This window comes from Streptomyces davaonensis JCM 4913 (assembly GCF_000349325.1).
Classification (GTDB): Bacteria; Actinomycetota; Actinomycetes; order Streptomycetales; family Streptomycetaceae; genus Streptomyces; species Streptomyces davaonensis.
On sequence record NC_020504.1, the window covers coordinates 1,166,941 to 1,190,882 of the forward strand.

The following is a 23,942-nucleotide window of genomic DNA, read 5'->3' on the forward strand; positions in this document are numbered from 1 at the left end:
GCGTCAGGCCCCGCCGCGCTCCCCCGTCGCGGCGGGGCTCTGCCGTGCCTCCTGGGCGGCCCGGTCGGTGATGTCCAGGAAGATCTGCTCGGCCTCGGGCACGGCGTCGGCAACGGTCCGTTTGATCCGGACGGCGACCTCTTCGACCCGCTCGCTGTCCAGGCCCGGCACCAGGTCCACCCGGGCAGCCACCAGCGCGGTCTCCAGGCCCGTCTTCATGGTGAACAGCGCCTCCACGCTGTCGATCTCGGGCTGTTCCCCGAGCAGGCACCGGATCCGCTCCGCCGCCTCGGGATCGGCGGCCTCGCCGATGAGCCGGTCGCGGGCGTCCCGGCCCAGCCGGTAGGCCACGTACACCAGCAGCGCACCGATGGCGAGGGAGGCGGCGGCCTCGTACACCACCTGCCCGGTCACCATGTGCAGGGCCATACCGGTCAGGGCGAGGGTGACGCCGAGGACCGCGGTGCCGTCCTCCGCGACGACGGTGCGCAGCGCCGGGTCGCGCAGGCCACCGTCGGCGAGGCCGCCGTGGCGGTGCGCCTGGTACAGGGCGCGGGCGAGTGAGGTCCCCTCGGCGAGCAGTGCGACGCCGAGGACGATCAGGCCCGCCACATAGCCCTCCAGCTTCTCCTCGGTGCCGTCGCGCAGGGCTTCGAAGCCCTGGAAGAAGGAGAAGCAGCCGCCCATCACGAAGATCCCCACGGCGGCGAGCAGCGCCCAGAAGAAGCGTTCCTTGCCGTAGCCGAAGGGGTGGCGCAGGTCGGCCGGTCGGCGGCTGCGGTGCAGCGCGGCGAGCAGGAAGACCTCGTTCACGCTGTCGGCCACCGAGTGCGCCGCCTCCGACAGCAGCGCGGGCGACTGGGCGATCAGCCCGCCGACGGCCTTGGCCACGGCGATGACCAGATTGGCCGCGAGGGCCACCAGCACGGTGACCCGCGTCCTGCGGTCCGCCCTCGTCGTCCTCCGGGTCATCTACGCCGACTGCCCAGGAAGGGTCGGATCACACCGTGCCGCCGGCCGGAATCGGGGGACCCGGTGGGAGTCCGACGAGGAGGAGAGCGCCATGCCCGACGACGACGGCAACGCGGCGTACGGTCACACCTCGTTCACCCGGTCCGCGAGCCATTTCACCGACCGGATCACCGCCGACGGCCGGGACGGCTGGCCGGTGGAGGCGGGCCGCTACCGGCTGGTCGTCAGCCGCGCCTGTCCGTGGGCGAGCCGGGCGGTGATCTCCCGGCGGCTGCTCGGTCTGGAGGGCGCGCTGTCGATGGCCGTCGCCGACCCCATCCAGGACGACCGCAGCTGGCGCTTCACCCTCGACCGGGACGGCCGCGACCCCGTGCTCGGCATCCGCTTCCTCGCCGAGGCCTACGAGGCGCGGGAGAAAGGCGCGCCGGGCGGCGTGAGCGTACCAGCGGTGGTGGACGTGCCGAGCGGGAAGCTGGTCACCAACGACTACCAGCGGCTCACCCTGGACCTCGCCACCGAGTGGCGTGACCTGCACCGGGAAGGGGCGCCGGACCTGTACCCGAGGGAGCTGCGGGAGGAGATCGACACGGTGATGGCGGAGGTGTACGCGGACGTCAACAACGGGGTGTACAAGGCCGGGTTCGCCGTGGAGCAGGGGGAGTACGAGTCGGCCTGCGCGGGGGTGTTCCGGCGGCTGGAGCTGCTGTCGCGGCGGCTCGCGGGGCGGCGGTATCTGGTCGGCTACACGATCACCGAGGCGGACGTCCGGCTGTTCACCACGCTGGTGCGGTTCGACGCCGTCTATCACGGCCACTTCAAGTGCAACCGGTGGAAACTGACGGAGAATCCGGTGCTGTGGGCGTACGCTCGCGATCTCTACCAGACGCCGGGATTCGGTGACACCGTCGACTTCGACCACATCAAACGGCACTACTACCAGGTGCACACCGGTATCAATCCGACCCGCATCGTGCCCCTCGGCCCTGACCTGTCCGGCTGGCGGAGCCCGCATGATCGCGAGAGGCTGGGCGGTCGGCCCTTCGGCACCGGAACCCCGCCCGGTCCGGTGCCCGCGGCCGAGGTGGTTCCGGCCCTGACCGCATAGGAGGCAGACGTGGCCAAGCAGAAGCAGCAGAAGCTCAAACTCCCCCTCGCCTACAAGCCCCTCGGGTTCGTGATCGGCTGGGTGGGCGGCACGCTCGCGGGCCTCGTCTTCCAGACGACCTGGAAGGCGATCCGGCACGAGGACGACGCCCCCGATCCCCTGGACCGGGACCGCGGCTGGGGCGAGGTGCTGCTGGCCGCCGCCCTCCAGGGCGCCATCTTCGCGGTGGTCCGCAGCGCCGTGAACCGCACCGGCGCGAAGGCCGTGGAGCGGTCCACGGGCGTGTGGCCGTCCGGCGACGCCAAGAAGGACGCCAAGAAGAAGGAGAAGGCCGAGGCCTAACCCTGCTTCGGTGCCGTCGGTGGGACGCGGCGCAGGGTGAAGGAGTGGCCGGCCGGGTCGGCGTAGCCGCGTTCCTCGAACGGGCCCGCGGCGTCCCTGGTGTCCAGTGGGCGGCCGCCCAGGCCGACCACCCGGCGCTCGGCCTCGTCCAGGTCCGCCACCACGAAGTCCAGGTGGACCTGGAAGGAGTCCTCCGGGCGCGGCCAGCTCGGCGGGGCCGCGCCCATGTCACGGCGGAACGCCAGCCGGGTGCCGTCGGCGCCCCTGATCTCCACGCGGTTGGCGCTCGCATGGGTCTGCTCGGCCTCCAGCAGCGCCTTGTAGAACACGGCGAGCATCTCGGGCTCGGCGCAGTCGAGCACCACCACGCCTGCTTTCACCAGTGCCATGTCTCCTCCGTACGGTCGCGGGCGCGGGGCCGAACCGCCCCGCCGCCCTCCACCGTCCGGTTAACCCGGCCGGGCGGAATCAGTCCGCGACCAGCCAGGTGCCGTCGCGCATCAGTTGCCGCCCGGACAGCTCGTTCGCCTCGCGCCAGGCCTGGACGCGCTGGGGCCGCACCCGGAAGTAGAGGTAGTCCGTGGTGAGTTCGCGGGGGTCGAAGCCGGTCGTGGCGGCGAACCGATCCCCTTCCCCTTCGCGCAGTTCGGCCGCGGTGAGAGCGTCGACCGTGCCCTCGATCATCACCACGTCCCGCGTCGGCCCGAGGCCCAGCCGTACCGTGCCGGTCGCCTTCAGGTTCCGTCCGGTGGGGCTGGCGGCCGGAGTCGCGAGCAGCAGCGTCTCGCCGTCCCAGAGGAAGGACAGCGGTACGAGGTAGGGTGCGCCGCCTTCGGCCGAGGCGGTGGCGACCCACACGTCCTCGTCGTGCTCCAGCCGGTTGAGGGTGTCGAGCTTGCGCTGCTTCGCGGGACGTGCGGGCGGCGGGGTCATGGTGGGACAGCCTCCTGTCGGGACGTGGGCAGTGGGCGCCGACCAGTCTGGCAGCGGGCGATCACGTCCGTCCCAGGATTTCCGCCAGCCGCGCCGCGGCCGCGCTCAGCAGCAGGTCCAGCGCCGCCGGATACGAGCTGAGCCGCATGTCGGCGACCAGATGCCGGGCCGTCGCCGCGATGTGCGGGTGGGTGTCGGCGGGCAGCCGGGCGTACGTCGCCTTCCATACCGCGCTCTCGGCGTCCCGGGCAGCCTTGGGCAGGGCCGTGCTCGCCGAGTCCAGGGCTCCGAAGGCGAGGGCCTGGTCGACGAAGGCGTGATAGACGCGCACCGCCTCGGCGTCCGGGAAACCGGCCTCGCGCAGCACGCCGAGGATGGTCTCCACGGCCTGGATCTCATGCTCGCGCCCGGTCACCCGGTAGGCGCTGAGCACGGCGGCCCGGGGCTGCGCGAGCGCCCCCGCGTGCATCCGCAGGCCCAGGTCGCGCAGGTCGGCGAGCCAGTCGCCGGTGGGCCGCCAGGTGCGCAGGGTACGGCCGATCAGCTCGTCGGCGACGGCCAGCAGCAGGTCGTCGGTGTGCCGGAAGTAGCGGTACAGGGAGCTGGGGTCGGCGCCTAGGGCGCGGCCCAGACGGCGCACGGACAGGGCCTCGGCGCCGTGCTCCTCGATCAGCCGCAACGCGGTGGCGACGATCAGCTCCTCGGACAGCACGACGCCCTGTTTGGTGGGGCGTCTGCGCCGCCGGTCGGCGGCCGGGACGACACGGTCGGTCATGGCTGCTCCTCCCCGATCCCAGTGGGCGCACCTTATGACAACACTGTTGACCTGTGAAGCGCACGGACAGTTTCATGTGCGGTCACCGGGGCCGACCAGGCCCCCTGGTGCGAGCGGAGCCCGCCATGACCGACACTCCCCCAGCCGTGGACCCACCTGTGCTGCGCAAGTCCCTCGGCGTCCTCGACGGCGTCGCCATCGCCGCGTCCAGTACGGCAGCCACCACCAGCATCGGCATCGGCCTCGGGGTCACCGCCGGGGTGGTCGGCCTGCATCTGCCGGCGATCATGCTGTTGGCGTTCCTGCCGGTGCTGGGCATCGCGGGCGCCTACACCCGGCTCAATCGCGTCGAGCCGAACGCGGGCAACGGCTATGTGTGGGTGGGCCGTTCGCTCAACCCCTGGCTGGGCTTCATGGTCGGCTGGGTGAGCATCGTGGCGACGGTGGCCTTCCTCGCGTACACCACGGCGGTCACCGGTTCGGCCCTCATCCAGCTCGCCGGGGACGCGGGGCTGCACCGCCTGGGCGGCCTTGACCTGGACCCCGGGTCGACCGCGCAGACCACCGCGGTGGGCATCGTGGTGCTGGTCGCGGTCACCCTCACGGCCGTCACCGGCGTCCGCAAGGCCGCCCGGCTCCAGGGCTGGCTGCTGGTCTTCGAGTACGTCGTCCTGCTGGGCTTCTGCGGATACGGCATCGTCACCGGACCGCACGACTTCAGCCTGAGCTGGTTCGACCCGTTCGCCGTCCCCTCCCCGACCGCGCTGGCGCAGGGCCTGCTGCTGTCGGTGTTCTGCTACTGGGGCTTCGAGGCGGCCTTCACCGTCACCGAGGAGGTCCGCGACCCCCGGGACGCCTCCCGGGCCGGCTTCACCACCCTGTTCACCATGCTGGCGCTGTTCCTGCTCGGCTCGGTCGCCTTCCAACGCGTCCTGTCGGAGGAGGAGTTGGCGGGCCATGGCGCCGAGGGGCTGGCCTTCTTCGGTGAGCGGCTGGCCGATCAGCCGCTGGCGGTACTGCCCCTGGTGGCGCTGATGTTCTCGGCGGTGGCCTCGCTCCAGGCGGGGGTGATCCCTGCGGCCCGCGGGATGTTCGCGATGAGCCGGGACCGTACGCTCGGGCCGGTGTGGTCCAAGGTCAGCCCCCGGTACGGGACCCCGGCCGCCGGGACACTGCTGATCGGCGCGCTCGCGGCGGCGGTCGCGACACTCGCCCTGGTGATCCCCCGACTCGCGGACATGATCATGGCGACGGTGAGCGCGGTGGGCATTGTGGTCGCCCTGTCCTACGCGCTCACCGCTCTCGCCGCGGCCGTCCGTTTCCGTGGGCTGCTGCGCGAGGACTGGCGGGAGGGGATGCGGGCGGTGGTGGTGCCCACGCTGAGTGCGCTGTCCCTGCTCGGGCTCGGCGGCTATCTCGGGTGGTCGTTCTACACCTCCGCGGACCACTTCGAAGTCAGCGCGGACAACGGCTGGTTCTTGCTCGCGACTCCGCTGGCGATGATCGCGTCCGGGTTCGTGGCTGCGGCGTGGGCGCGGTGGGTGCGGAAGTCTTCCTACTTCCGGACCGGACAAGGCACCAGTGCCGACGCGATGGAAGCGGAGTTGGTTGTGCCGCGATAGGTCGTCGGTTCTGTGCGGCGGCGTTGTGGCTGGTCGCGCAGTTCCCCGCGCCCCTGACGGGGCGCTGCCGTCCCCCTAGTTGGTAAGGAACCCTCACATGCACGCAGATCTTCTCTTCGCCGGTGGTCCCGTCCTCACCCCGGACGGTCGTACCGCCACCGCCGTTGCCGTCGTCGGCGAGCGCATCGCCGCCGTAGGGCGTGAGGAGGTGTTGGAGCTTGTCGGGCCGGGGACCGAAGTGGTTGAGCTCGGGGGGCGGTTGTTGATGGCCGGGTTTCAGGATGCGCATGTGCATCCGGTGCCTGCGGGGCTTGAGATGACGCAGTGTGATCTGACCGGGGCGAAGACCGCGGCCGAGTCGGTTGCCGCCGTGCGGGCGTATGCCGAGGCGCATCCCGAGCGGGAGTGGATCACCGGGGGCGGGTGGTCCATGGAGGCGTTCGAGGGGGGTACGCCTACGAAGGAGCTGCTCGACGCGGTGGTGCCGGACCGGCCGGTGTATCTGCCGAACCGCGATCACCACGGTGCCTGGGTGAACAGCCGGGCGCTGGAACTCTCCGGGGTCACGCGCGACACGCCCGATCCGGCGGACGGTCGGATCGAGCGGGACTCGTCCGGTGAGCCGAGCGGGACGCTCCAGGAGGGGGCGATGCAATTGGTCGGGCGGCTCACTCCCCCGGCCACCAAGGATGATCGGCTCGCCGCGCTGCTGCACGCCCAGCGCCATCTGCACTCTCTCGGCATCACCGCCTGGCAGGACGCGCTCGTCGGGGACTTCCTCGGGATGGACGACCCGGCCGAGGCGTATGTCGCCGCCGCCCGCGACGGCTCGCTGACCGCGCGGGTGGTCGGCGCGTTGTGGTGGGACCGCGGACGTGGGGCCGAGCAGATCTCCGAACTCGTTGCGCGGCGCAGGGAGTTGGAGTGTGGCCGGTTCCGGGCCGGGACCGTGAAGCTGATGCTGGACGGGGTCGCCGAGAACGGCACGGCCGCGCTGCTGGAGCCGTATCTGGACGGCTGCGGGTGCGCCACCGCCAACCGGGGCACGAGCTTCGTCGATCCCGGTCAACTGCCCAAATACGTCACCGAGTTGGACGCCCTCGGTTTCCAGTGTCACTTCCATGCGCTGGGCGACCGGGCGGTGCGCGACGCACTGGACGCGATCGAGGCGGCGCGGGCGGCCAACGGGCCGAGCGACACGCGCCCCCACCTGGCACATCTTCAGGTCGTGCACCCGGGCGACGTGCCGCGGTTCGCCCGGCTCGGGGCGACGGCGAACATCCAGCCGCTGTGGGCCGCGCACGAACCGCAGATGGACGAGCTGACCATCCCCTTCCTCGGGCCCGAACGGGCCGGGTGGCAGTATCCGTTCGGCGCGCTGCTGCGCTCCGGCGCCCGGCTCGCGGCGGGCAGCGACTGGCCGGTCAGCAGCCCCGACCCGCTGGAGGGCGTCCATGTGGCGGTCAACCGGGTGGCGCCGGGGAGTGCCGGGCCGGTGTTCCTGCCCGGTGAACGCATCGGCCTCGCCGAGGCGTTGACCGCCTACACGGCCGGATCGGCGTATGTGAACCGTCTCGACGACACCGGAGTGGTGCGGCCGGGGGCGCTGGCGGATCTCGTGGTCCTGGACCGCGATCCGTTCGCCGCTCCCCCGGAGGAGATCGCGGCGGCGCGGGTGGCGCTGACGTTCGTGGGGGGCGAGCGAGTATACGCAGCTCAAGTGGTTTGAACAGTAACGGATATCACGGTCGGGTCACGGTGTAGATCATTTACGCTCTGGGCAGTCTCGTTCCGCTTCTCGATTCAACTTACGTATCGAGAAAGCGAGTTCGAATGAGTGGGCGGTCATGCGGCCGCCCACCGCAGGGCCGGGGGGACTCTGCGCTACGCCTCCCGAAAGGAAACGCATGTCGCAGGACGTCCGGCTCGACCTTCCCTTCGACACCCCGGTGAGCGACCGTCCGGAGTACCTGAAGCCAAGCGCCCAGCTCGGACCGGCGGAGGCGGCCAACGCACTGGCCCGCCTCTTCGTGAAACACATCAAGAGGCGCACGGAGGAGCACCGAATAAGCCAGGACGCCGCTCAACAGCGGCTGGACGAACTGATATCCCCGCACCCCGGCGCCACGCTGCATGTGGAGGGAGCCCTCCAACTGGTGTCACCCGCGTTCCTCCCGCCCGACGAGGAGGGGCATGCCAGGCTGCGGCGGCTCGACGCGAGCCTGCGCATGATCGAAGAAGCCTTCCCCGAAGTCGGCACCGACATCGAGGTCTGCCGACTGTCCTGCATGATGCTCGAAGGCGCCTGGAGGAGCCGGGCGCTCACTCCGCCGCGCGAGGACGAGCAGACAGCTGACTGTGCCTGTTCTCTGTGCCGTGCGCTGCCCACGGCACCCGCGCGCACGCTGGACGACTACCGCTGGCGGCAGAGCGCCGGTCGTCCCCTCACGGTCAAGACCTGGCCCTACCGCGATGAACTCGACAGTGTCCTGACCGGTGGATGGTCCGTGGTCCGGCAGATGAACGACCTTGAGCGGGACCTGGGTTACCGCCACCGCTTCGAGGACGACATCCTCCTCTTCCACGAGTACAAGCGCGTGATCGACACCATCGACACCACGCACCTCACCCAACTCGTCGAAGGCCGCCTGGCCGAGAGCTTCAGCATCAACACCGCTCGGGCCCTGGTCTGCGGACTCTACGCGGCCCACAAGCGGTCCGCCGACGAGTACTGGCTCCAGCAGCACACCGCGGGCAACGTCGTACTCCCCCAGACCAACCCGCTGACCCAGAGCACCTACTCACTCCTCCAGATGATGGACTGCCTGTTCTGGCACGTCTCACCGGACTCCGAGCTGTGGCAGGAAGAGCACCTCGCCTCCCTGCTGCTGTGCCGCGTCGTCGACGACATGACCGACGTACGCGTGGACGCGCTCACCGGCGAGATCAGCAATTTCTGGCTCGCCGACATGCCCGCTCACACCAAGGCCCTCTACGCGGCCAGCGCCATCGCACTCATCAAGTACGGGTGCCTGCCCGAGGCCCGTTCCTCGATGTGGAACACCTGGCTGATGCCCAGCACCATCGTCTGGATGGGGCTCACGGGCCGGCACGCCCTGTGGTTCGACGGCATCACCCAGGGCCTCCCGTCGGCCGAGGAGTGCCCGCTGTGCGACCTCCAGCCCAACGCGTGCACCGGCATCCTCACCGACGGCACCACCCTCACCATCGCGCCGCGGCCCACCGTATCGGCGCTGAGCCCCCGGACCGCCGAGCTGTCCGCGCGCTGCCGGGTCCAGTTCCCCGAGACCTGGCCCCTCTTCGACGCCGAGCTCCATGCCTTCGAAGCGCTGCACGGCCCCTGGCACGGCGACACCGACAGCATGTGGGAGGTCCTGCGCCGCACGTACATCGCCGCCGTGGAGGCATCCCGCGCCGCTGCGTCCAAGGACCGCGCTCGTGAGGTCCAGGAAGACTCCGGCGTCGTCGGAGCCGAGTTCTTCCACGCCCTGTACGACCCGCAGACCGGGCGGGAGGACACCGCGATCCTCGCCTACATGTTCGGCTGCGCCCACCCGCATTTCCTCTGGAACGCCGCGGGACACCGTCCTTCGGACCTCCGGGGCGACTGGCTCGACGGCTGACGCCTCGACCCCGGAATCAAAAGAAGCCGCTGCCCGGCCGGGCAGCGGCTTCTTCGTGGGCCTGTACCTCGGGCCTATACCTCGAACTCGACCGGCAGGGTGTCCAGCAGGGACATCCAGGTGGACGCGGTCGAGTTGAGCTCCTCCGGCGGCACGGCCAGGCGCAGGCCCGGCAGCCGGTGCAGCAGGACGTCCACCGCGACCTCGATGATGGACATCCCGATGCTCTGCCCGGGGCACTCGTGCGGGCCCGCGCCGAACGCCAGGTGCGACTGGTTGCCCTGCACCGAGACATCCGGGTCGGGCCGGACCTCGGGGTCCACGTTGCCCGGGGCGAGACCGAGGACGAGCAGGTCGCCCTCCTCGATGCGGTGCCCGCCCAGTTCGACGTCGCTGGCGGCGAAGCGCCCCGGCAGAACGGCCAGCGGCGGGGAGTTCCACATGGCCTCCTCCACCACCGCCGAGATGTTCAGCTGACCGCTGATCAGCCCGGAGAGCCGGTTGGCGTCGGTCAGGACCAGCTCCAGCACCCGGGCCAGCAGGTTGGTCGTGACGTGCGCGGCGATCAGCACCGCGCGCAGGTGGGCGACGACCTCGTCGTGGTCGAGCGCCGCGTGATGCTCCAGCAGGCCGGTGGCGAGGTCGGAGGCGGGTTCGGTCCGCCTGCGCTCGGCGAGTTCACCGAAGATCTCCCGGATCACGCCGTCGTGCCTGACGGCGTCCTCGCCGCCCTTCATCACCTGGGCGCAGGACTCGACCAGGCGGCGCCCCTCCGCTTCGGCGAGCCCCAGGATGCGGGCCGTGACGAGCATCGGCAGTAAATCGGCGTAGTCCGCCACCAGATCGGCGCGGCCCGAGTCCGCGAACGCGTCGATCTGCTTGTTGGCGAAGTGCGTGGCGTGGCGCCGGATGCCGCGGTCGGCGGCGGACTGGAGCCCGTCGCTGACGGCGCCGCGCAGCCGGCGGTGGGCCTCGCCGTCCTGGGACACGCAGTCGGGGCGCCAGGCGAGCATCGGCACCAGCGGGGAGTTGGGCGCGACCCGGCCCTCCCGCCAGTCCCGCCAGATCCGCCCGTCGCGGGCGAACTGGCGGGGGTTGTCGAGCACGCGGCGGCTGTCCCGGTAGCCCAGGACGAGCCAGGCGGGGATGTCGCCCTCCAGCAGCACCGGTGCGACGGAGCCGTGCTCCTTGCGCAGCCGCTCGTAGATGCCGCGCGGGTCGGTGGCCGCCTCGGGTCCGTAGAGCCGGGCCAGCTCTGCGGAACCGTGCGCGACCGGGCAGCCGCGGGGCGCGTCGGGACGGTCGGGTTTCTGGTCGGTCATCGGGGCTCCAGTGCGACGGCGGAGCGTTCCTGCAAGTGACGGATCAGGGCGATGAGCACGTCACGGCTGGATGCCCGGTCGCGGGCGTCGCAGGCCACGATCGGGATGTGTGGGGGGATGTCCAGGGCGTCCCGTATCTCCTCGACGGGGTGTTCCTTGGAGTCGGGGAAGACGTTCAGGGCGATGACGAAGGGCACCTCCTGCCGCTCCATCTCCTCGATCGCCCGGAAGCTGGAGGCGAGCCGGCGGGTGTCCACCAGCACGACCGCGCCGAGCGCGCCCTTGAACAGGCCGTTCCACAGGAACCAGAAGCGTTCCTGGCCCGGGGTGCCGAACAGGTACAGCATCAGGCTGTCGTTGATGCTGATCTTGCCGAAGTCGAGACTGACGGTGGTCTCCGTCTTGTCCGCGACCCCGATGAGATGGTCGACGTCGGCGCTCGCCTGGGTGAGGGTCTCCTCCGTGGTGAGCGGCTTGATGTCGCTCACCGAGCGGACCATGGTGGTCTTCCCGGTGCCGAACCCGCCGGCGATCATCACCTTCACCGAGCGGGTGCCACCGGCCTCCGGCCCGCCGGGGTGGTCAAAGCCTTTCAAGTCCACTGAGTACCTCCTCAAGGAGCGCGAGGTCGGGCCCGCGGCCGGCGCCGTGCACCGGGATGGGGTCACGGGCTTCGACGCGGCCTGCCTCGAGCAGATCCGCAAGCAGCACCGCGAGAATGTTGAAGGGCAATCCGAGGTGGGCGCCGAGTTCGGCCACCGACAGCGGATCGCGGCAGCGCCGGAGGATGTCCTCGTGCTCGTGCTGCATGCCCGGTACGGGGGCCGCGCGGGAGACGATGAGGGTCGCCACGTCAAGGCTGGACGCCGAACCGCCCGGTCCGCTGCGCCCCTTGGTCAGGACGTAGTAGCGCTCGAGACCGGACGGGTCCGTGGGCCGACGGGGAGCACTCATCCAGAGTGCTCCTCCAGGCGCGGAGTGGTGCCGAGCAGTTCGCCCATTCTCCGCGCCAGATCCCTCATCTGATGTCCGAGCAGCCCCTGATCGAGACCCTCGCGGGCGAGGACGCCGAGATACGTCTCCACCCCCGCCCGCACGACGAACAGGTGACCGCCGTCGACCTCGATCATCGCCAGCCGCAACTGCCCCGCGTACTTGGGGAACTGCTCGGCGACCGGCTGGGCCAGCGCCTGGAGACCGGCCACCACGGCGGCGAAGCGGTCCACGTCGTCGGGGTCTTCGGCGCCGTAAGAGGTGATGGCCTTGCCGTCGCTGGAGGCCACCAGGGCGAAGCGGATCTCCGGGATGGACTCCACCAGATCGCGGAGCGCCCAGCTCACGTCGGTTCCCTGCTGCGTCATACGGACTTGTCGCTCTCTTCGGTGTGGTGCTCGGTGGACTCGCGTCCGGCGGTGGCGTCGTCGCCGGCGGCGCCCTCACCCTCGCCGGGCTCCCGGCCCGCCGTGGCGAAGGCGGCCAGACCGGCGAAGGACGCGTCCGGCGGGACGGCCGCGACCGCGGTCCCCTCGCTGCGTTCGGTGCGTTCGGCCGGCTCGTGGCGGGCCGCCTCGCTTCGCTTGCTGCGGCGCCGGGGCAGTCCGCCGGGCGTGGTCTCGCCGTCGCCGGCCACGAGCGTCTCGGCCGGCGCGGTGGCGACGGCGGTGAGGGTCGCGGGCTCCGTCGCGGTCGCGGTCCCCGCCGCCGGGGCGGCCGGAGCGGTGGCCGCGGCGGACGCGGGCAGCGGGCTGAAGTACTTGTGCGGGACCACCACGACCACCGAGGTACCGAGCCACGGCGAGTCCGCGTAGGTGACGCGGATGCCGTAGCGGCGGGCCAGCGAGCCGACGACGCGCAGACCGATGCTGGCGTCCTCCGAGACGCCACCGAGTCCGGCGCCGGGCGCGGTACCGGCCAGCGCGTGCTCGGCCTCGCGCTTCTTCTCCTCGCTCAGGCCCTTGCCCGAGTCCTGGATCTCGATGCCGACGCCGTTGGGCACCTCCTTGCCGGAGACGACCACCGGCTCGGTGGGCGGCGAGTAGCGGGCCGCGTTGTCCAGGAGGTGGGCGAAGATCAGCGTGAGGTGGTCCACCAGGCCGCCGTCGACGCCCAGTTCGGGCAGATGACGGACCTCGACACGGTGGAAGTCCTTGATCCGGCCGATGCCGCCGCGGACCACGCTGAGCAGCCGCTGCGGCTCCTGCCACTGGCGGCCGGGCCGGTCCGAGCCGCCGAGCACGCCGACGCTGGCGGCGAGACAGTCGGCGGGGCCGATCGCCTGGTCCAGCTCCATCAGGCCGCGCGCCACGGACGGCAGCCGTCCGTGCTCGCCCTGCATCTCGTGCAGCCGGCCACGGAGCTTGCTGGTCAGGACGTGGATGCGGTTGCCGATGCTGATCACGGCCTGTTCGGCGGAGGTCGAGCGGTTGAACTCGGTCTCCAAGCCGATCAGGGAGGTCCTGAGCACCTTGCGCAGTTCGGCCTGGAGCTCGGTGCCGACCTTGGCGTTCCGGTCGACGGAAGGCAGCAGGTCGTCGACGGCCTCGCCGGCGCGCAGCCGTTCCAGCGCCTCGGGCAGTTGCTCTCCGGCGAGCCGGGCCACGGCGTCGTGCTGGTGGGTCAGCTGGTCCTTGAAGACGTCCGCCTGGTCGGCGAGCTGCGCCTCGTAGGACTGGGCCTGCGCGGTCAGCCGCTCCTCGAACGCCCGCGTCTGCTCGGCGAGTTGTGCCTCGTAGCTGCCGGCCTGCTCGGCGAGGCGGCCCTCCACGGCGGCGCGCTCGCCCTCCTGGGAGACCCGCTCGGCCGCGAACTTCCGCTCCAGGCCCGCCACATGCTGCTGCCACTGCTGCGTGTGCGTGGTCTGCTCGGCGCGGAACCCGGCCTCGGCGCGACCGAGTTGCGTCCGGGTGCGCAGCAGGAGCCGCACACACACGGTGCCGGCCGCGGTGGCGGCGGCACCGGCTACGGCGACGGATATTCGCTCGGAGCTCATGAATGTCGCGGCTACCGTCCCGCCTCCTAAGGCCAGCGGCATCAGCCACCAGCTGTACCAAGCGACGGGGGGCCGCGCCGCCGGGGGCGGAGTGGCGAGTTCCATCTGCATCCTTCGAACCAAAGCGATCGAACAGGGGGGTGTGCAAGGGACCGCACTCATGAGTACGCACCACGAGGGCACCGGTGGTGACCGGGCCAACTCGCAGCGCCGTAAGGGAGCTTATCGGGTCCGAGGGCCAAAGGATCAACCACGCCCGGTCTATGGAGGTGAGGGTTCCGTCACTCTCCGCCAGGAATCGGTCGGAATCGAACCTGGACAGGTGTCCAGGTATAGTGGACACCTGTCCAGGAACGAAGGAGAGGGAGATCCGTGGAGACGGTCGCGAACGTGCTGGTGGGACTGGTGGCAGCGCTGCACTGCTACATCCTGGTGATGGAGATGTTCCTGTGGCAGAAGAAGCCCGGGCGTTCACTCCACGGCTTCGATCCACAACTGGCCCGGACCACCGCACCGATGGCCGCGAACCAGGGCCTGTACAACGGCTTTCTTGCGGCCGGTCTGATCTGGGGGCTGATCGCGGCCGACCCGACGGGCTATCGCGTCCAGGTCTTCTTCCTGGTCTGTGTGGTGGTCGCGGGCGTGTTCGGCGCGGTCACCGCGAACCTGCGGATCCTGCTGGCGCAGGCACTGCCCGGCGCGCTCGCCCTGGCCGCCGTCCTGGTCGCCGGGTGAGCGGGCCGGCACCGAGCGGTACGGCTCCGGAGGACCCACGGGCCGCGCGCACCCGGGAGCGGCTGCGCCAGGCCCTGCTCGACGAATGCGCCGAGCGGCCGCTGGCCCGGGTCTCGGTGGCCGCGGTGGTGCGCCGGGCCGAGGTCGGCCGGGCCACCTTCTATCTGCACTACGACGGCCTGGAGGCGCTGGCCGTCGATGCCTGCGCGGATGTGGTGCGCGAGGCCGTGGAGGCGCTGCACGCCTGGCGGGGCCGCCCCGATCCGGTGCACGCGCCGCCCGCGCTGGTGGCGTTCTTCGGCTCGCTCGCCCCGCACTCCGCGCTGTACCGGACGCTGCTCGCCCCGGGCGGCGGCGGCCCGCTCGGCCGGGTCCTGCACCGCGACCTCAGGGCGTACAGCCTGCGGGAGCGGCAGCTGGCCGGCGCGGCGGACGCCCCCCTCGTCGCGTCCGCCGTCGCCGCCACCTTCGCCGGAGTGCTGGCCGACTGGCTGCACGGCCAGATCGAGGCGACCTCGGAGGAGATCGCCCACCAGTCCTGGCAGCTGCTGGTCGCCCTGCACCGGAGCCGGTGAACCGGGAAGCCTGTGAACTAGGCGCAGCCGAAACCGTCATTCACCTCCGGCCAGGCCTCCACACCGTCCGGGGTGCGGATGTACGCCTTGGTCGGGTCGTCGTCGGTCAGCCACAACTCCTGGTCCTTGTAGTGGTATCCGGTGTCCCGGGCGTCCTTGGGCAGGCGGACGTCGCCGTCGTAGGGGGAGCTGAGCGCGCCCTGCGGGAGCACTTCGGCCGGATCACGGGCGTAGAGCCTGGCGTCCTTGCCCTGGCCCGTCGACAGGAAGTGGGCCTTCTGCCAGTCGCAGTGCTCGGGGCCGACGCTGCTGTTCAGCTTCGTGATCGGCACCCGCCGCCCGTCCCGGTCGGTCCAGATCTCGTACCACTGGGTGTCGGTGAAGCTCTCGGGGAGTTCGGCCGGGTCGCAGGAGGCGCTGGTCTCCGGTCCCCAGCCGGGGCGGTCCTTGCCGTCCTTGGCGACGATCACCGCAACCTTGGTCCGGCCGTCCACGTCGAAGGAGTACAGCACCCGGTCGCCCTCCCGGCGCTCCTCGCGGTAGCCGGTGCGCGGCACGTCGGGCTGTTCGATGTCGAAGTACGCCTCGAGGCCCTCCGCCGGAGTGGAGCCGCCGTCGCCCTTGCTCCACGTCCCGCTGCCGCCGCCCGAGTAGATCTCCCCGTCGCACTCCAGGGCGCGGCCCGCGGCGCCGGACTCGATCCGGGTGGCCCGTGGGCTGTCCTCGTCGAGGTCCTTCACCGGCACCTTCAGGGGCCCGCTGTAGGGCGTGGCCGGGCCCGTGCCCTCGACGACCACGCCCTCCCCGTCGTCACCGCAGCCCACCGCGGTCACGGCCACCACGAACGCCACCGCCATCAGCTTCGCGCGCATCGCCACCCCTTGTCCGCCGCTCGGTCCTCCGCTCCTGTGACGCGGTGACGGCCGGGAACGTTCGGAGCATTCGGAGCCGCGCTTGCGAGGCGAGCTCTCAGGCGCGGCGGGCTTCCTGGAAGGTGCGCCGGTAGGCCTGCGGCGAGACGCCGATCGCCGCGTGCAGGTGCTGGCGCAGGGAGGCGCCGGTGGCGAAGCCGACCTCGCCCGCGATGTGGTCCACCGAGAGGTCGCTGGCCTCCAGCAGATGGCGGGCCCGGTCGACGCGCTGCTGGATGAGCCAGCGGCCGGGGCTGAGGCCCACCTCGTCGTTGAAGCGGCGGGCGAAGGTGCGCAGGCTCATCCGGGCGTGGGTGGCCAGATCACCCAGGGTCAGCGGTTCGCCGAGGCGTTCCAGGGCCCAGGCGCGGGTGGCGGCGGTGCTGGTCGCGCCCGGCTGCGGAACGGGCTGCTGGATGTACTGGGCCTGGCCGCCCTCCCGGAAGGGCGGGACGACGCAGCTGCGGGCGACGAAGTTGGCCAGTTCGCTGCCGTGGTCCTTGCGGACGAGGTGCAGGCAGACGTCGATGCCGGAGGCGGCGCCGGCGGAGGTGAGGATGCGGCCGTCCTCCACGAAGAGCACATCGGGGTCGAGGTCGATGTGCGGGTAGGCGTGCCGGAAGTACTCGGCCAGTTGCCAGTGGGTGGTGGCCTTGTGTCCGTCGAGGAGTCCGGCGGCGGCGAGGACGAAGGCGCCGGTGCAGATGGAGACGATGCGGGCGTCCGGGCGGATCAGGGCGAGGGCCGCGGTGACCTCGTCCGGGAGTTGCCGGGTGATGCGCAGGGGGTCGATCGCCGCGATGACCACGGTGTCGGCGGTGGCCAGCAGCTCGGCGCCGTGCTCGACGCCGACGGTGAAGTCGGCGTTGGTGCGTACCGGGCGTCCGTCGACGGTGCAGGTCTGCACCTCGTAGCGGCCGGAGCCGCCGAGAATGCGGGCGGGCATGCCCAGCTCGAAGGGGTAGACGCCGTCGAGCGCCAGGACGGCCACGCGTTCCTTGTGCATGGCACGATCCTATCGAAGCTTGGCAATCGTGCCATTTTCCGAGGTGTGGTCCGCGGGCAGGCTGTCAACCATGAGCACTGTGAACACGATGCGAGCCATCAGCCAGGACGTCCTCGGCGGCCCCGAGGTCCTGAAGGTAGTGGAGCTGGAGCGGCCGTCGCCGCGCCCCAACGAGATCCTGGTCCGGGTGCGGGCGGCCGGGGTGAACCCGACCGACTGGAAGCACCGGACCCTCGGCGGTTTTCTCGGCAAGCCGCCGTTCGTCCTCGGCTGGGACGTCTCCGGCGTGGTGGAGGCGGTCGGCATCGGCGTCGCCCGGTTCCAGCCCGGCGACGAGGTGTTCGGCATGCTGCCGTACCCGTTCGGCCATGGCTCGCACGCCGAGTACGTCACCGGCCCGGCGCGCGCCTTCGCCCTGAAGCCCGCCGTGATCGACCACACCCAGGCGGGTGCGCTGCCGCTGGTCTCGCTGACCGCGTGGCAGGCGCTGGTCGAGACGGCCGACCTCCAGCCGGGGCAGCGGGTGCTGATCCACGCGGCGGCCGGCGGGGTCGGGCATGTGGCGGTGCAGATCGCCAAGGCGCGCGGCGCCCATGTCATCGGCACGGCGAGCGAGGGCAAGCACGACTTCCTGCGGAAGCTGGGCGCGGACGAGCTGATCGACTACCGGTCGACCGACTTCGCCGAGGCCGTGCGGGACGTCGATGTCGTGCTGGACACGATCGGCGACGACTACAGCCTGCGCTCGCTGCGGGTGCTGCGGCGGGGCGGGCTGCTGGTGTCGATCCTGCCGGTGGGCTCGAACGAGCTGTACGAGGAGGCCGAGCGGCTCGGGGTGCGGGCGGTGCGGATGCTGGTGGACGCCTCGCACTCCGGGATGAAGGCCATCGCCGACCTGGTCGACAAGGGCGCGCTGCGCGCCACGATCGCCGGGACCTTCCCGCTGGCCGAGGCCGCCGAGGCGCACCGGATCGGCGACCTCGGCCGGAACACCGGGAAGCTGGTGCTGCTGGGCGAGTGACTCGGCTCAGAACACCAGCACGGGCTTGACGGCCTTGCCCGCGCCCATGTCCCGCACCGCCTGATCGATGTCCGCGAACGGATAGTGGGTGATCAGGCGGTGCAGCGGCAGCCGCCCCTGCTTCACCAACCGGACCAGGGCGGGTATGGCGGTCTGCGTCTCGGCGTCGCCCAGGGTGAGGCCGACGACGCGCTTGCCGCCCAGCAAACCATTGACGTCCAGGGCGACTTCGGTCCCGAACGGCGGGGCCCCTACGACGACGAGGGTGCCGCGTGCGGCAAGCGCGTCGACGCCCTGGCGCAGCACCCCGACGTTGCCCGTCGTCTCGACCACGCCGTCGACGCCCCGGCCCCCGGTGCGGTCGCGCAGGGCCTGCAAGAGGTCCTCCTCGGCCGGGTTGACCGTGTGGGTGGCACCCAACTCCTTTGCCAGTGCGAGGCGTTCGGGGACCCGGTCGACGGCGATGACGGTGTCGGCCGGGGTGAGCGCGGCGGCCATGACGGCGGAGAGTCCGACGGCTCCCGCGCCGAGGACGACGAGGGTGGCGCCGGTCGTCGGTCTCAGGACGTTCCACACGGCGCCGACTCCGGTCAGCACTCCGCAGCCCAGCGGGGCGAGGGACTCCAGTGGCACCTCGGGGTCGACCTTGACGAGGCTGCGCTCGTCGGCCAACGCCCGCTCGGCGAAGGAGGACTGGCCGAAGAAGTGTCCGCCGAGGGTTGCGCCGTCCCGGCTGAGGGTGCCGGTGCCGTCGGCGCGGCGGCCGCCGATGAGGTTCAGCGGGAGCCAGGTCGCGCAGTACGCCGGGTGGCCCGCGCGGCAGTCCCGGCACTGGCCGCAGGAGGTGAAGGACAGTACGACGTGGTCGCCGGGCGCGACGCCCGTGACGGCCGAGCCTACGGCCTCGACTATTCCGGCGCCCTCGTGGCCGAGGACTCCGGGCAGCGGGAAGGGCAGTCCGCCGCCCGCCACGGACAGGTCGGTGTGGCACAGGCCGGCCGCGACCATCCGGACGACGGCCTCGTGCGGTCCCGGGTCGGCCAGGACGATGTCATCCAGGGCGAAGGGCGCCCCGCCGGACTCGACGACGGCGGCGCGGGTGGGAGTGGGCATCGGGGGAACTCCTTGGCAGGGGCGCTCAGTCGAGCGAGACGACGACGGACTTGACCTTGGTGTAGGCGGCGAGCGCCTCGGGGCCGTACTCCCGGCCGAACCCGGAGTCCTTGGTCCCGCCGAAGGGCACGGCGGGGTCGAGCATGGCCCAGTCGTTGATCCAGACGATGCCCGCCCGCAGCCGCTCGGCGACCCGGTGGGCGCGCGCGAGGCTGCCGGTCTGCACGCCCGAAGCCAGGCCGTACGGCGTGGAGTTGGCGAGCGCGACCGCCTCGTCCTCGGTGTCGAAGGGCTGCACCGTGAGGACGGGGCCGAAGATCTCCTCCTGGACGACCCGGGAGTCGTTGGGCAGGTCGGCGATCACGGTGGGCGGGTAGTAGTAGCCGCCGTCCAGGTCGAGCCGCTGACCGCCGCAGACGACGCGTCCGCCCTCCTTGCGGGCCAGGTCGACGTACTCCTCGACCTTGCGCAGGTGCCTCTCCCCCGCCATCGGGCCGACGACGGTCTCGGGCCGGCGCGGGTCGCCGACCGGCACGCCGGGCACCGCTTCGGCGAGGACGGCCAGCAGGGTCTCGTAGAGCGGTCGGGCGACCAGCAGTCGGGGGCCGCCCATGCAGAACTGGCCGGTGTTGAAGACGAATCCCTTGATGACGGCGGCGACCGCCTTGTCCAGGTCGGCGTCCTCGAAGACCACATGGGCGGCGTTGCCGCCGAGTTCCATGGTGACGGGCTTGAGGGCCTGTCCGGCGACGCTCGCGGCGTGCCGGCCGATGGCCGTGGAACCGGTGAACGCGATCTTGTCGACGCCGGGGTGGCGCAGCAGCGCCTCTCCGGCCACCGGGCCGGTGCCGGTGACGACGTTGACCACGCCGTCCGGGACGCCCGCCTCCGCGAGCAGCCGGGCCATGCGCAGGGCGCTGAGCGGGGTCTCGTCGGCGGGCTTGTGCACGACCGTGTTCCCGGCCGCGAGGGCGGGGGCGATCTTCGAACCGGCAAGGATCAGCGGGAAGTTGAAGGGGGTGATCGCGGCGACCACGCCGAGCGGCTCGCGCCGGGTGTAGGCGAGGGCGTTGAGGGGCGTGTCGCGGTTCGCGCCGTGCAGGGAGTGGGCGAGGGCGGCGTAGTGCTCGTAGTCGTTGGCGGCGTTGGTGACGTCGACGGCGCGGCAGAGGGTGATCGGCTTGCCGACGTCCAGGCTCTCCAGTGCGGCGAGTTCCTCGGCGTCGCGCCGGATCAGTTCGGCGACCCGGAGCAGGATCCGGCCACGTTCCCGGCCGCTGAGGACGGACCAGGCGCCGTGCGCCCGGCGGGCGGCGCGGACGGCGGCGTCCACGTCGGCGGGCCCGGCCTGCGCGACGGTGGTGACGGCCGTGCCCCGGGAGGGGTCGATCACCTCGGCGCGCGCTCCGTCGGCGGCCTCGCGCCACTGTCCGTCGATGAACAGCCGCCCGGGTTCGATCTCGAAGGCGGTCATCGCCCCTCCTCAGCTTTATTGCCAAGACTTCAACAAACAGGATTCCTGTTTGTCGGCAGTCTCATGAAAGACAAGATTCCTGTCAATGCCCTAGGCTCGGCGCCATGACCGCGACCCACCCCGCCAAGGCACTCCCCTCGCTGCTCTACATGGTCAAGCAGGTGGAGCTCGTGGTGCGCTCACGCCTGGACGAGCTGGTCAAGCCCTCGGGGATCACCGCACTCCAGTACACGGCGCTGACCGTCCTGGGGCGGCACGACGGACTCTCGGCGGCCCAGCTGGCCCGCGACTCCTTCGTCACCGCCCAGTCCATCGCCGATCTCCTGCGGTCGCTGGAGAGCCGCGGACTGGTCCGACGGGAGCGCAATCCGCGCAACCGGCGGGAGCTGCTGATCCTGCTGACCGACGAGGCGCGCGAGCTCCTGGCCCGGCACGAGGGTCCGGTGCGGGAGCTGGAGGAGCGGATGGTCCGGGAGCTCACGGCGCACCAGGCCGAGCAGTTCCGGCAGGCCCTGTCGAAGGCCTGGCAGGCACTGTCGTAGCGCCAACTGATGTACTCAGGCGCGCAATTCAAAGACATATGTCAATCGAACATGCTCAAATTCTGCCCATCGAGGGTAACTTGCAGTGCGGGGAACGGTTTTGCGCTCCGGCGGCGACCGGCAACCCCGCACCCAAGGAGCAGGTTGGAGGCGATGTCGTCGTGCAGCAGGAATCTCCGCCGCTCACCCACCACTTGCGGGTCCACCAGGACCGGGGCCACACCGTCCTGGAGCTCCACGGCGAGATCGACATCGCCGCCGCCGTCGAACTCCTCCCCTGGCTGGACCGGGTGACGGCGCATTCGCACCCGAGGATCGTGATCGACCTCAGGCCGGTGGAGTTCTTCGACTGCTCCGGGCTGCGGCTGCTGCACCGGGTGCGCGCACGGGTCCTGGACCAGGGCGGAGAGCTCCGTCTGGTCTGCGCCCATCCGCTCACCCTGCGCGTGCTGCGGGTGACCGGTCTGGCGAGGCTGCTGCCCCCGCATCCGACGCTGGACGCGGCCCTGGGCCAGCCCGAGGCCACGTCCGGCCCGGTGTGAACAGCCCCTTGGCCGGGGTTACTTCACGATCCTCGTGACCTGCCCGGCGCCGACCGTCCGCCCGCCCTCGCGGATCGCGAACTTCAGCCCCTCCTCCATCGCGATCGGCTGGATCAGCTGGACGGTCATCGTGGTGTTGTCGCCGGGCATGACCATGTCGGTGCCCTTGGGCAGGGTGACCACTCCGGTGACGTCGGTGGTGCGGAAGTAGAACTGGGGGCGGTAGTTGTCGAAGAACGGCGTGTGCCGGCCGCCCTCGTCCTTGGACAGGATGTACGCCCGCGCCTCGAACTCCTTGTGCGGGGTGACCGATCCGGGCTTGATGACGACCTGCCCGCGCTCCACGTCCTCCCGCTTGACCCCACGCAGCAGCAGTCCGACGTTCTCCCCGGCCCGGCCCTCGTCGAGCAGCTTGCGGAACATCTCCACGCCGGTGACGGTCGTCTTCGTCTTCTGCTCGTGGATGCCGATGATCTCGACCTCGCTGTGCACGTGCAGGACGCCGCGCTCGATCCGGCCGGTGACGACGGTGCCCCGGCCGGTGATGGTGAAGACGTCCTCGATCGGCATCAGGAACGGCTTGTCCACGTCCCGCTGGGGTTCCGGCACCGCCGAGTCCACCGCGTCCAGCAGATCCAGCACCGACTGCGTCCACTGCTCGTCGCCCTCCAGGGCCTTGAGCGCGGAGACCTTCACCACCGGCACGTCGTCGCCCGGGAACTCGTACTCGGTGAGCAGCTCGCGCACCTCCAGCTCGACCAGTTCAAGGATCTCCTCGTCGTCGACCATGTCGGTCTTGTTGAGCGCGACGACGATGTACGGCACGCCCACCTGGCGGGCGAGCAGCACATGTTCCTTGGTCTGCGGCATGGGCCCGTCGGTGGCCGCGACGACGAGGATCGCGCCGTCCATCTGGGCCGCGCCGGTGATCATGTTCTTGATGTAGTCGGCGTGGCCGGGGCAGTCGACGTGGGCGTAGTGCCGGTGTTCCGTCTGGTACTCGACGTGGGCGATGGAGATGGTGATCCCGCGCTGCCGCTCCTCGGGCGCCTTGTCGATCTGGTCGAACGGCGTGTAGGGGTTGAGGTCGGGGTAGCGGTCGTGCAGCACCTTGGTGATGGCCGCGGTGAGCGTGGTCTTGCCGTGGTCGATATGACCGATGGTGCCGATGTTCACGTGCGGCTTGGTCCGTTGGAACTTCGCCTTCGCCACTGCGGGGCCTCCTCGTCACGTGAGTGCGGCCGGGCCGTACCCGGCTACCTCCTGTCTATTCGCTCCTCGGCGCGTCGAACAGGGCGCTGACGGACTCACCGTTGTGAATGCGGCGCACGGCCTCGGCGAGCTGCGGGGCGACCGTGAGCACCCGCAGCTTGTCGGTCCGCTCCTCCTCGGGCACCGGCACGGTGTTGGTGCACACGATCTCCAGGACGTCCGGCTGCTCGCCGATCCGCTTCAGGGCGCCGGAGGTGAACAGGCCGTGGGTGCAGGCGACCCGGATCGAGCGAGGACCCAACTCCCGCAGCCGGTCGAGCAGTTCCAGGACCGTGCTGCCCTTGGCGATCTCGTCGTCCAGGACGATGACATCGCGACCCGCGACCTCGCCGATGACGGAGTTGATGCTGACCCGGTCGTCCGCGAACCGCTGCTTGGCACCGGCGGCCACCTGGGCGCCGAGCATGCGGGCGAACGCGGCGGCCTCCTTGGCGTTGCCGAGGTCGGGCGAGACGACGGTGGTGCGGGACAGGTCGTAGCGGCGGAAATGGGTGGCCAGTTCGCGCAGCGCGTGCAGATGGTCGACCGGGACCGAGAAGAAGCCGTGCACCTGGGGCGAGTGCAGGGTCATGGCGAGCACCCGGCTCGCGCCCGCCGCCACCATGAGGTCGGCGACCAGGCGTCCGCCGAGGGAGATCCGGGGCTGGTCCTTCTTGTCGGAGCGGGCGTAGGAGTAGTGCGGCATGACGACGGTGATCCGCCCGGCGGAGGCCCCGCGGGCCGCGTCGCACATCAGCAGCAGCTCGACGAGGTGTTCCTGGACGGGGGCGACCAGCGGCTGGACGAGGAAGACGTCCCGCTCCCGGCAATTGGCCTGAAGCTGCACCTCCAGACAGTCGTTGGCGAACCGGCTGACCCGGGTGGGGCTGAGCGGTACGCCCAGATGCGCGCAGAGCTCCGCGGCCAGTTCGGGGTGGGCACTACCGCTGAACACGGCGATGTCTCGCTCTCGCACGGATCCGCTCCTCGCATGATCATTCCGGCTGCCGGGCTCATGCTACTGAGCGAATCCGCCTCACACGACACCGTCGGCCGGTGCCGGGCGCG

25 protein-coding genes are annotated in these 23,942 nt (G+C 71.1%); 10 read left to right on the forward strand and 15 right to left on the reverse strand.

What is annotated here, in order from left to right; genetic code table 11:
* Nucleotides 1-3 precede the first annotated feature (3 nt).
* Nucleotides 4-972, reverse strand: coding sequence for a cation diffusion facilitator family transporter (locus BN159_RS05125; RefSeq protein WP_078598753.1), 969 nt, complete (start codon nucleotides 970-972; stop codon nucleotides 4-6).
* A 91-nt stretch (nucleotides 973-1,063) separates the two neighbouring features.
* On the opposite strand from BN159_RS05125, the gene BN159_RS05130 reads away from it, so the two are divergent.
* Both BN159_RS05130 and BN159_RS05135 read left to right on the forward strand, forming a co-directional pair.
* A complete protein-coding gene (locus BN159_RS05130; protein WP_015655850.1) occupies nucleotides 1,064-2,077 on the forward strand; it encodes a glutathione S-transferase family protein in 1,014 nt (337 codons plus the stop codon).
* Between the two features lie 9 nt (nucleotides 2,078-2,086).
* On the forward strand, nucleotides 2,087-2,419 hold the full coding sequence (locus BN159_RS05135; protein ID WP_015655851.1) for a DUF4235 domain-containing protein: 333 nt from the start codon (nucleotides 2,087-2,089) through the stop codon (nucleotides 2,417-2,419).
* Here the strand turns inward: BN159_RS05135 and BN159_RS05140 are convergent.
* From BN159_RS05140 to BN159_RS05150, 3 genes are all read right to left on the reverse strand, one after another.
* Entirely contained in the window at nucleotides 2,416-2,808 is a 393-nt protein-coding gene (locus BN159_RS05140; RefSeq protein WP_015655852.1) for a VOC family protein, read from the reverse strand. The genes BN159_RS05135 and BN159_RS05140 overlap by 4 nt on opposite strands.
* 79 nt (nucleotides 2,809-2,887) lie before the next feature.
* Nucleotides 2,888-3,352: a pyridoxamine 5'-phosphate oxidase family protein gene (locus BN159_RS05145; RefSeq protein WP_015655853.1), complete on the reverse strand. Its 465-nt coding sequence runs from the start codon at nucleotides 3,350-3,352 to the stop codon at nucleotides 2,888-2,890.
* Between the two features lie 61 nt (nucleotides 3,353-3,413).
* Nucleotides 3,414-4,127 (reverse strand): TetR/AcrR family transcriptional regulator, encoded by a 714-nt coding sequence (locus tag BN159_RS05150; RefSeq protein WP_015655854.1) that lies wholly within the window; start codon nucleotides 4,125-4,127, stop codon nucleotides 3,414-3,416.
* 125 nt (nucleotides 4,128-4,252) lie between these two features.
* Between BN159_RS05150 and BN159_RS05155 the strand changes: the two genes are divergently transcribed.
* The 3 genes from BN159_RS05155 to BN159_RS05165 all read left to right on the forward strand — a co-directional run bounded on the left by BN159_RS05155 (nucleotide 4,253) and on the right by BN159_RS05165 (nucleotide 9,393).
* Complete coding sequence (locus BN159_RS05155; RefSeq protein WP_015655855.1) at nucleotides 4,253-5,749, forward strand: APC family permease; 1,497 nt, start codon at nucleotides 4,253-4,255, stop codon at nucleotides 5,747-5,749.
* A 97-nt stretch (nucleotides 5,750-5,846) separates the two neighbouring features.
* Nucleotides 5,847-7,478 (forward strand): amidohydrolase, encoded by a 1,632-nt coding sequence (locus BN159_RS05160; RefSeq protein ID WP_015655856.1) that lies wholly within the window; start codon nucleotides 5,847-5,849, stop codon nucleotides 7,476-7,478.
* 178 nt (nucleotides 7,479-7,656) lie between these two features.
* Nucleotides 7,657-9,393, forward strand: coding sequence for a hypothetical protein (locus BN159_RS05165; protein WP_015655857.1), 1,737 nt, complete (start codon nucleotides 7,657-7,659; stop codon nucleotides 9,391-9,393).
* 74 nt (nucleotides 9,394-9,467) lie between these two features.
* Here the strand turns inward: BN159_RS05165 and BN159_RS05170 are convergent, their stop codons facing one another.
* Genes BN159_RS05170 through BN159_RS05190 form a run of 5 tightly spaced genes read right to left on the reverse strand, consistent with a single transcriptional unit; the run spans nucleotide 9,468 to nucleotide 13,809 of the window.
* Nucleotides 9,468-10,715, reverse strand: a complete 1,248-nt coding sequence (locus BN159_RS05170) for a cytochrome P450 (RefSeq protein ID WP_015655858.1) — start codon at nucleotides 10,713-10,715, stop codon at nucleotides 9,468-9,470.
* Nucleotides 10,712-11,317, reverse strand: coding sequence for a GTP-binding protein (locus BN159_RS05175; RefSeq protein WP_015655859.1), 606 nt, complete (start codon nucleotides 11,315-11,317; stop codon nucleotides 10,712-10,714). Before BN159_RS05175 ends, BN159_RS05170 begins: the two co-directional genes overlap by 4 nt.
* Nucleotides 11,298-11,669: a DUF742 domain-containing protein gene (locus BN159_RS05180; RefSeq protein WP_015655860.1), complete on the reverse strand. Its 372-nt coding sequence runs from the start codon at nucleotides 11,667-11,669 to the stop codon at nucleotides 11,298-11,300. Before BN159_RS05180 ends, BN159_RS05175 begins: the two co-directional genes overlap by 20 nt.
* Entirely contained in the window at nucleotides 11,666-12,076 is a 411-nt protein-coding gene (locus BN159_RS05185; protein WP_015655861.1) for a roadblock/LC7 domain-containing protein, read from the reverse strand. Before BN159_RS05185 ends, BN159_RS05180 begins: the two co-directional genes overlap by 4 nt.
* Nucleotides 12,073-13,809 (reverse strand): sensor histidine kinase, encoded by a 1,737-nt coding sequence (locus BN159_RS05190; protein ID WP_015655862.1) that lies wholly within the window; start codon nucleotides 13,807-13,809, stop codon nucleotides 12,073-12,075. Before BN159_RS05190 ends, BN159_RS05185 begins: the two co-directional genes overlap by 4 nt.
* 267 nt (nucleotides 13,810-14,076) lie before the next feature.
* Here BN159_RS05190 and BN159_RS05195 point away from each other — a divergent pair, with 267 nt between their 5' ends.
* Nucleotides 14,077-14,439, forward strand: a complete 363-nt coding sequence (locus BN159_RS05195; protein ID WP_015655863.1) for a DUF1304 domain-containing protein — start codon at nucleotides 14,077-14,079, stop codon at nucleotides 14,437-14,439.
* Nucleotides 14,436-15,014, forward strand: coding sequence for a TetR/AcrR family transcriptional regulator (locus BN159_RS05200; protein ID WP_015655864.1), 579 nt, complete (start codon nucleotides 14,436-14,438; stop codon nucleotides 15,012-15,014). Before BN159_RS05195 ends, BN159_RS05200 begins: the two co-directional genes overlap by 4 nt.
* A 17-nt stretch (nucleotides 15,015-15,031) precedes the next feature.
* Here the strand turns inward: BN159_RS05200 and BN159_RS05205 are convergent, their stop codons facing one another.
* Nucleotides 15,032-15,886, reverse strand: coding sequence for a hypothetical protein (locus BN159_RS05205; protein ID WP_015655865.1), 855 nt, complete (start codon nucleotides 15,884-15,886; stop codon nucleotides 15,032-15,034).
* Between the two features lie 97 nt (nucleotides 15,887-15,983).
* The gene (locus tag BN159_RS05210; RefSeq protein ID WP_015655866.1) at nucleotides 15,984-16,931 is read right to left on the reverse strand and encodes a GlxA family transcriptional regulator; all 948 of its coding nucleotides are present in this window, start codon (nucleotides 16,929-16,931) and stop codon (nucleotides 15,984-15,986) included.
* 70 nt (nucleotides 16,932-17,001) lie between these two features.
* Between BN159_RS05210 and BN159_RS05215 the strand changes: the two genes are divergently transcribed.
* Nucleotides 17,002-17,952, forward strand: a complete 951-nt coding sequence (locus BN159_RS05215; protein WP_015655867.1) for an NADP-dependent oxidoreductase — start codon at nucleotides 17,002-17,004, stop codon at nucleotides 17,950-17,952.
* A gap of 6 nt (nucleotides 17,953-17,958) precedes the next feature.
* Here the strand turns inward: BN159_RS05215 and BN159_RS05220 are convergent, their stop codons facing one another.
* A complete protein-coding gene (locus BN159_RS05220; protein ID WP_015655868.1) occupies nucleotides 17,959-19,065 on the reverse strand; it encodes an NAD(P)-dependent alcohol dehydrogenase in 1,107 nt (368 codons plus the stop codon).
* Between the two features lie 25 nt (nucleotides 19,066-19,090).
* Nucleotides 19,091-20,539, reverse strand: coding sequence for an aldehyde dehydrogenase family protein (locus BN159_RS05225; RefSeq protein WP_015655869.1), 1,449 nt, complete (start codon nucleotides 20,537-20,539; stop codon nucleotides 19,091-19,093).
* 104 nt (nucleotides 20,540-20,643) lie between these two features.
* Here BN159_RS05225 and BN159_RS05230 point away from each other — a divergent pair, with 104 nt between their 5' ends.
* On the forward strand, nucleotides 20,644-21,081 hold the full coding sequence (locus tag BN159_RS05230) for a MarR family winged helix-turn-helix transcriptional regulator (protein WP_015655870.1): 438 nt from the start codon (nucleotides 20,644-20,646) through the stop codon (nucleotides 21,079-21,081).
* Between the two features lie 161 nt (nucleotides 21,082-21,242).
* Nucleotides 21,243-21,623 carry an anti-sigma factor antagonist gene (locus tag BN159_RS05235; protein WP_015655871.1) on the forward strand — a complete coding sequence of 127 codons (381 nt, stop codon included), beginning with the start codon at nucleotides 21,243-21,245 and terminating at the stop codon, nucleotides 21,621-21,623.
* 18 nt (nucleotides 21,624-21,641) lie between these two features.
* Here the strand turns inward: BN159_RS05235 and tuf are convergent, their stop codons facing one another.
* Both tuf and BN159_RS05245 read right to left on the reverse strand, forming a co-directional pair.
* Nucleotides 21,642-22,835, reverse strand: coding sequence for an elongation factor Tu (gene tuf / locus BN159_RS05240; RefSeq protein WP_015655872.1), 1,194 nt, complete (start codon nucleotides 22,833-22,835; stop codon nucleotides 21,642-21,644).
* Nucleotides 22,836-22,890: 55 nt separating this feature from the next.
* Complete coding sequence (locus BN159_RS05245; RefSeq protein ID WP_015655873.1) at nucleotides 22,891-23,850, reverse strand: ribose-phosphate diphosphokinase; 960 nt, start codon at nucleotides 23,848-23,850, stop codon at nucleotides 22,891-22,893.
* Between the last annotated feature and the right edge of the window lie 92 nt (nucleotides 23,851-23,942).